Source organism: Anaerococcus degeneri (assembly GCF_017874475.1).
GTDB classification, from domain to species: Bacteria; Bacillota; Clostridia; order Tissierellales; family Peptoniphilaceae; genus Anaerococcus; species Anaerococcus degeneri.
The window spans coordinates 1-8,967 of the sequence record NZ_JAGGLO010000021.1 but is presented as its reverse complement, the minus strand read 5'-3'; the positions used below and the strand labels follow the sequence as shown (position 1 = coordinate 8,967).

Annotated in this window: 2 protein-coding genes; both read left to right on the top strand. The window is 36.3% G+C overall.

Going from position 1 to position 8,967, the window contains the following annotated elements; all coding sequences use genetic code 11:
* Positions 1 to 1,813 precede the first annotated feature (1,813 nt).
* Positions 1,814 to 6,865: a hypothetical protein gene (locus J2Z38_RS10330; RefSeq protein ID WP_209775210.1), complete on the top strand. Its 5,052-nt coding sequence runs from the start codon at positions 1,814 to 1,816 to the stop codon at positions 6,863 to 6,865.
* Between the two features lie 68 nt (positions 6,866 to 6,933).
* Positions 6,934 to 8,967, top strand: a 2,034-nt coding sequence (locus J2Z38_RS10325) for a Rib/alpha-like domain-containing protein (protein WP_209775208.1), incomplete at its 3' end; no start/stop codon positions are given.

The window sequence follows — 8,967 nt, the reverse complement described above, 5'->3', positions numbered from 1 at the left end:
TAAAATGAGTAAAAGTAAGGTGTGCAAGAGCATCGGTCATTTTCGAGACGAAGCAAAGCTGAGTCCGAAAAACTAAGCGAGAGGCCAAAGGCCTCAAGAGGATATTATATACTATGACAATGATAAAAGTAAGACATCAAAGCGCATCGGTCATTTTCGAGACTACTCAGCCACTGCACGCTCTCGGCCGCTAGGGCAAATCTGTCCTACCAGCTATTTTTAACGAAATAGGGTTAGGACTTCGCGTGGAGGGTCTTCCTAAAGCCAGACGGGCAAGCCTCTACACCCGGTGGAGATGAGAAAGAGTGCCCCAAACTCTCGTCCCGACTGATAGCAAGCCATTCGACTCTGTGCGACAGAGACCTACTACACCAACTTATATTTAGCTCTACTCATACATTCCGAAGACGTAAATAAAAAGATCACCCTAGCAAAATTTTCTAGATTCCCTTATCATAATAATTATACAAAGACGTCCAGAGACTTCTCCACTACGGTCGAAGCGAGGGAGGACCTACATAAAATGACGACCTTAGCAAAATCTACCAAATTTTCATGCCGAGCAATGTGAGGAATCCCGCAAATAAAGAGCCAGAATATTCGAAGAGGTACAAATTCCAATAATATTCATCTCGAGATTAAGTCCATGATAATATAAATTTCGTTAAAAGTTTAATCAATTAAAGAAGGTATATATTAGTGAAATTTAGGTGAAAAGCTTTTATTTGGCAATAAATTATATTAAAGTTAAAAAATGAATTTTGCTAAAAATTTGTCAAGAAAATATTTTGAGATGAATAATTATTCCTAAATTACAAAAAGATAAGGTGTAACACACAATTAATACATATTAATACAGAGAAATTGAAAATAATATCAATTATCATTACAAGGATATTTTAGATTTATTTTTTGGGGGTCATATTCAAGTCTAATTATTTGTTTTTAATAGTTGAAAAAAGTATATTAATCATACAAATTCATAGATAATTTGCGTATAAGTCATCACAGTAAAGTACAAAAAAAGGAAAACCTTCATATAAAATATTCTTGTCATGGCTGAAAATGTGTAAAGGTATCGGTATCGATTGATTTTAAGTGATTTTTATACTTACATTTTTCCGTTATTCATGCAAATTGTGGTTAATAAGCCAAGACGATAGAATTTACCATGACAGGTCTCAAAGCTAGATATTTTTCCCATACTAGTCCAACCCAAGACGCTAGGATCATATTTGGGAATTTTGATTTTTTTACTAGCAAGTAAAGGGAAAATCTTATCCAGATGAAATATAGGATATAAAAAAAAGAAATCTCATCAAGGATTTTTATCTTTGTATCCATAGTGACCAAGGATAGGCACTAAAATCTAGCACGAAAAGCTGCCAACAATATGGTTTAGGTCAAAACCGCCTAGGCCAATTATAAAAAACTCAAGGAGGTATGTGATTGAATATAAGGCTTTAAGGGAATTTTCCCAACTTTAAATGAGTTTTATATTATATTATCAAAGGGAAATTAAATTACAAAGAAACGGAATCGATATCAAATAAATACTTGCAGAATTTATAATTATACAAAGCATGGTAAAAAACTTAAAAAATAGAAAAAGTTTTGAAGTACTAGATTGAAATTTGGCATATTATTAATAATTCTTAGTTGGTTTGATAACAAATTAAATTTTGACCATTTAGTTTTGTAAGATTTTATGATTTTGATATTTTTTATATTTTTTAAAGCTTAAATTTTATCAAAGTTCACAGAAGACTAAAACTATTACATAAGTGGTCATAGAAAAATAAAAGGAGAATGTATGAATAAAAGAAATATGAAGATGAGATTAGCAAGCTCACTTTTAGCCATAGCTATGTTAGCTTCTTCGTCAATTACAGCTTTTGCCGGTGGTGAGAATGCACAATCCCCCCTAGCAAATGTCGAGGATAAGGGGACTACATACTTTGATCAAAATACAGATGAATCCTACTATAAGTATCCTAATTGGGATGAGGAATCTGTATCCAACAAGGGAGCTGTAAAGTGGGAACTTGGTAGCAATAAAAAACTTAGAGCCGTAAGTATACCATCAGAGCCTTATCAAACTGTTCAGCTAAATTATGATGGCTATCATGAAGATGGTGATGGCAATTTGATTTTGGATTTGAAGTTCACTTGGGGAACAAGAGCGGATTCATTTGTTTGGAGAAAGATGGATTTGTTTGTATCCAAAGGCCTTGCTGATAGAATTGACTGGAACAAGTCATATTACTATAATGGCTATATGAAAAAGAGAATAAAATTCGAATCAGGTGATACCGATCAGAATAAAATAATGTTGTTTTCGGAGATGGTTCAGGGCCTCTTGGGTGGAAATGTTCACCACACACCTATTAAGCTTTTCCTTATAAACACAAAGAGGGAAGATCTTGACAAAATAGATACTACTGTCCAATCTCGTATTTTAAATAAAGATGGCAAACAAGTGTACACAAAGTATCTAGGAGCTTATCCTAATAGCAACCTTATTCTTGAGGGATACAACTCCTATACTTCTGTAACAAGCGTACCTAAGAGTAATGCAACAAATTTCAGGAAAAATTTACTTCCGTCTCTAATAAACTATGGTGGACCATATGGAGGTCGAGAAGACACACCAGATATTCAAGCAAGCCAAACAAGTGTATCCTACCACCCAGACACAAACCAATTGTATATAGCAAGTCAATGGCGTAAGGGTTCAACCGGGGCAACTGGAAATGCTGATTATTCTATCGATGGTGATTTGATGGCCTACAGGCTTGCCTTTAACAAGGGGCTTTTGGATGCCTTAAAGGAAGATGAAAATGGCTTTATAGGCTACATCGAACCTTCAACCACATCAGGCGCTGCTGCTATAAACATTATGGGAAATGTTACTGGTTTTTCTAGGGATCAGGTAAATATCGATGGGGACATGGCATATGTTCTTTTTGCTCCTAATGGCTATAAGGCTAAAAATGGAAAGAAGGTTGTAACAACAACAGGTGGAACAAATGGTTTTGTTAATAACCAATCATCTCTTATAACAGGTTCACAATATACAGTGACAAGACTTAATGTTTACACAGACAAGTTGAAAAAATTATATCCAACTATCCAAGATGATAATGGAAATGAGTTCAAACCAGAACTACTTCCTCTAAACTTCCACTCAGCTATGGTTTTAGATAACAGCCTTGGTATGGATACTGTTAGTGTTAAAACAAAAAAGGATATTGTTGCTAGTAAAAATAGCACTGTAAAAATTGTATTTGATAAGGCTCCTTCAGAAGGGGCTGATAGAAGACAACAAAATGAAGCAAAAACTCTAGCTATAAAGCTTGCCCACCTACCTTTAGCAGGTGACTTGGCTGTATATTCAAGTGGTGATGCAATAAGTAGTAGGTATGCTGATACAAGCTTCACCCTATCAAATAGGAATAAAACCTATACCAGCAAACTTTTAATTGATGTAAAAATCCCAAAAGACTCTCTAATTACTTTATATGCTGGATATGGTGGAAATCTTAAGGGAAATTCAGGTAGGATTTATATCAATGACGAAGAAATTGCCTCATTTGGTCAAAATGACGCAACTACATCCTATAGTCCAAGAGCCTTGGTTGGAACAGAATCTATGGCATCAACCCTCCTTGACAGAACTCAATACATGCCATCCTTAGATGATGTATTTGATACTGATTACAAAATAGAAGGCTACACCTACCTAAACAACCAAATTGTTGATATATCTTACTTCGACACAACAAGTGGCAAATTCAAATTTATGGAAGCTCCTACATCACTTTCAGCTGCGAATAATGCTAAGTATGTGGTTAATGACAAGACCTACCCTGAAACAGGCAAGGACTTATACAGGTACTCAGAAGATATAGACAAGGCTGATAGACTAAAAAAAGACTCACCAGTTATAGCAAGAGCCTTCCGTTATAATCAAGCTGATCAAGACAGGAGAGTTAGACCAAGGACTAATGAAGTAAATTTAAAGTCGGCTGTTTCATCTGACTCTGTTATAGGCAAGGTTCAATCAGTAGTTACATTTGATCTTAATGAAGGAAAGTATGAAGAAAAAGAGGGAAATCCTATAAAATCCTTTGAAGGTTATACTAATCCAAATAGCAAGCAAGATAGTTATAAGGTAAAAAGGGCTATGGAAACTGATCCAGTAAAAAGGATACTTCCACTAAACAAGAAATTCTCAACAGAAACTGACTATAAAGCAAATGGTTTTAATGATGAGAATAGAGTCCTTAAAGATAATATGGGAAATGACTTACAGGGTGACGCACTCGACTTAAGAAAATTCCCAACAGCAGATCCTAATGACCCTACTCCAATTAAAGAGGGCCTTTCATTCCTAGGATGGACAACCAAAAAGATGGAAGGTTCTGCAATATATATTACAGAAAAATTTGCAAAACTAGAAGAAGCGAAGAATCTTGATTATTTACAATCAGATGAGACTTATATCTTTACAGACAAGACACCAGTAGATAGGTCTATTACAGTATATGCGGTTTATGGAGTTCCATCTATTAGAATCCACTCAAACTTTGATGCTGATATAAATAAAGAAGGTATGCAAGAAACTGTAGATAAACAATACCTATCTGACGAAGTGGTTAAGAAACTGGGTAGCGAGTCCGACTTATCAAAAATATCAGTTCAACTTAAGAGCCTAAGAAATGTTGATGGGTTCAAAGACGGATTTAGAAGAGAAGGTTATTCTCTAGTAGGTTTCTCAAGAAATAAAGATGCCTATGAGCCAGATATAAACATCACAGGAGATGGCCCAACAAAAGACCTCTACCTAAGAGATGGTGATAGTTTCAAACTTGCTGATAATGGTCAAGTAGACACCAAGGCAAAAGTTATAAACTACGATTACAAATTTGACAAGGATAAAGGTCTAGACCTATATGCAGTATGGAAGGAAAACTTCACCGTAAAAGCAAGTAAGACATGGGCAGACGAGGCTGGTAATCAAATACCGGAAGACCCTAACTACACACAAAACCTAAAATTCGCCCTAATCGGTCGTCCAGCCGTAGGAACATTCGGCTACGAGGTTGTAGCAGACGGAGCAACCTACTATCCAATCCAAGGTACAATCAAAGAGTATGATCCAAATGGTATGACTTGGGATAATTTGCCAGGTTATGACGAGCAAGGCCGTAGGATGTCCTACATCATAGTAGAACTTAAAAAACAAGAACAAATAGATGCATTCAATGCAGGTAATACTGAGTGGCAAAAATATGGAATCAAGATTGAGGAGCCAAAGTTTGATGAAAATAAAAAACCTATCCACTGGGGTAGAAAGACCCAATGGATAGAATTGGGATCTAATCCTGATGCCTTCTCATCAGCAACTGCTAGAAAACATACTTCAAGCACATACCCTAATGGAGTTGCTCCTCATACTAACGAATCTGCAAAACTAGGATATTTCGATTCAACAGGTTATATAATTGATGTTACAAATTACGTATTTAACGTAGTACCACCAACAATCCTTCAAGCCTATGTAGCAGACTCACTATATCCAAAACCAGAAGAAGATAACAAGGTATTTATAAAAATACCAGAAAGACGTCTATCAGAACTTGAGATAAGTCTTCCAGATGGTAATAAGCTAGTCTTAGTACCGCAGCCAAATCAACCATTGGATGAAAAACCAGTAAAATATAGAACCGAACCAACTGTAACAACATCAAATATCTCTTGGGTACAAAAAGATGACGGAACTATAGTTCTAAGTCCAACATCTCCATTACAGGAAGGCGATAAGTATGTGGCAACATCAATTATCAAAGCTGGTGAAAAAGAAACTAAAAGATCAGATACTATGGTTGTCAAGAAAAGATTATCTTCTAATAAGGTAAAAGAAATCAGACAAGGCAAACTAACTAATGAAAGAAATGTCCCAGTTATATTCAGAGTTCCAGAACCAAGTGTATTAGATAAATCAACAGCTGGTACAGTTTATACAGTATTTACAAGAGACCCTAAAACAGGTGAGCTTATAGATACTGGTAGAACCTACACAATCCCAGCAGATGGTGCAGAAAGAATACCTGGAACTGAACAAACAATCAACGTACCAATAGCAGACCTAGAAGGCAAAGAAATAGTAATTAGAGCTCAAGAACCAAACAAAATAACAACTGACTCTGATCCATTTACACCAGACCTCACAGGGCCAATGGCTGAGGAAAACAAAGCAAATGCCTTGACTGAGAGATGGAGAAGATGGGCTGACCTGGACGTGGTATTTAATGAAGTTCCAGAAGGTTATATAACAATAACTTATAAACAAAATGGTATAAGCTGTCAAATTAAGGAAGAATCTAAAGATACTGCGAACCTAACAGTCCAAAAACTTGCCTTTGATAAGACTGTATCCAATATCAAAGTCAAGGCGAAAGATAAGTTTGGCAATGAACAAGAAAGCCCAGTTAGCTTCATCTATATTGACCAAACAGAAATGATGATTTATAAAATGACAGCAGGCAAGAGCTTTGTAAGGATAACACCAAAAGATGAAAATACAAAAATAACTGTAAATGTATATGCTGAAGGTACTGACCTTAATACTTATCCACGTGATAATTATTTCCAATTATTGTCAAGCAACAAACCTACTCCAAAAGCAACAGCTATTTTAGAAGCTAGTACACCTAAAAGATATAAACTTATATTCAAAGATGTAAATGGTAATGATTACAAGCTACAAAAAGGAGATGTTGTAGATATAGTAGGTACAATTGGTCAACCAGGTGAAGTCGATTACAAGATAACTAACCCATATACAGAGATTATAGAATAGATTAGGGGGGGTATCCCCCTAAGTCTATTATTCTAATGATTTAAAGAAGATAAACATAGGGAGAACGAATGAAAAATAAGAAGTTATTGGTAGCTATTCTATCAATTTCATTTGTGTTAAGTAGTCAAACAGCAAAAGCTGATGAAGACGGTAGTTCTGAAATAGAGCTTTCGGAAGCGACAGAAAAGAATGAAGAAAATTCTGTCTCTAATAATAATATAACAAGCTTAAAAAAGGATGAGGAAAACTCTGGATCTGAGATTAATGAAACAAGAATAGAAATAGAAAATTCTAATACTGACACAAAAGAAATACACCCAGAAAAGGCCGATGAACAAGAAGAAAAAACTCAAATTGTAACAAAGACCTTGAGAGTTAAAGTAGGAGACAGTGTCGACCCAAGCCTTGCCATAGAAAATCTCCCAGAGGGAGCGAGAGCTGTCTATGAGGGTGAAAAAATAGACACCAGCACTGAAGGAACCCAGTGCGTTGAACTTACAATCAAGTATGATGATGCAAGCAAAGAAGATGAGAAGGTAAGAGTTGAGATTGTAGTTGAAGCTGATGAGGATCCTACTAAGGGAAATGCTGAGGAAGATAATAATAATGCCCATAGAGATGAAAAAGAAGACAAATCTCCAGAAAATAATGAAAAAATTCAAAACGTCGGCATTGAGATAGCAGATTTAAAAGTTAGTGAAAGGGTTAGGTCAGGCGCTACAATAAAACAAACCATTGATTTAGAGTTGACTTTAAAAGGCCTTGATGACGGTAATTTTGATGTGGATCTTTTGCCTAAGACCATTGATATTGATGTACAATTTACCAGTACGGGATCGGATAACATAATTTATAAGAAAACTATTACAATTAATAGAAGAGAGATAGTAGGCAATAAGGTAAGGGCTAAGGCGATTGTAGACATTCCAGTTTCTTTGGGATCAGGAAAATGGAATGCTATAATAACGAACGCTCCAAATACAGTGGTAGAAGGTGAAACTGGTACTACAAAGTCAAATCCAGTAGACAAAAGCCTCTCTTTACCAAAGGGATATTCACAAATCATAAATCCTGAAATAAAAGTCAAAGTCCAAGACCCTTATGGCAGAGAAGCACTAAGGGATGATGATGGAAAACTAAAGGGCAAGCTATCTATAGATGGTGCGGACAAGCACCAAGGTGATTCGAACACAGGCGTTGACCTACCATTTGAAATAGACTCAAGCAAATATAGTGCAAACTTAAGAGATAATCCGGAAATTGACGAGCTAGATTTAAGCTATCCAGGAACTAGTCCAACCCTCACAGTAGAAGGCGAAGAAAATGGTCAAGTACAACTAGGAAACACTAAAAAGTCCACCTACAAGATAAAAAAATCTTATGACAAGAAGACAGGTGGTACAATCACCCTAACAACAACACCAGACGTCCTAAACCCAAAAGCGGGTGACCAAACTCCAGAAGGCTATGTAAGAGTAACCTTCAAGGCAGGTACTGGTGTAGAAGGTTTTGATGAAATAATAAAAGACATCAAAAAGGGAGCGAAAATACCAAAAGGAGCCTTCCCAACACTACCAAAAGCAAAAATAGGCTACAAAAACCCAACATGGTCAATATCAGCAGGCGAAGAAATCAATGCTGGAACAATCATATATGCCAACGCTATTAAAATAGATGACATCATTCCAGGCAGTCAAGATAAACCAGCAGGCTATGTAGAAGTAACATTTGAAGCAGGCGCCCACGGAACACTATCTGGCACAACAACCTACTGGGTAAACCCAAAAGCAGGCAAAACCCTAAAAGACGTTACAAAACCAGGCGTAACACCAGAAGATGGTTACAAAAACACAGGTTGGGATAAAGCAGACACTGAAGCAATCGGTGCAAGTGGCCTAACAGTAACAGCTAAGTACAAGAAAAAAGTATTAACATCAGATCCAAGCGACACCGACTACGTAAAAGTAGACTTTTCAGCAGGTAAGCACGGAACAATAGCAGACGGAGCAACAAAAACCTACTGGGTACTAAAAAATGAAGAAGTAAGTTTAACAGCTCCAAGTGTAACACCAAATACAGGCTGGGCACAAAAAACTGGCAAT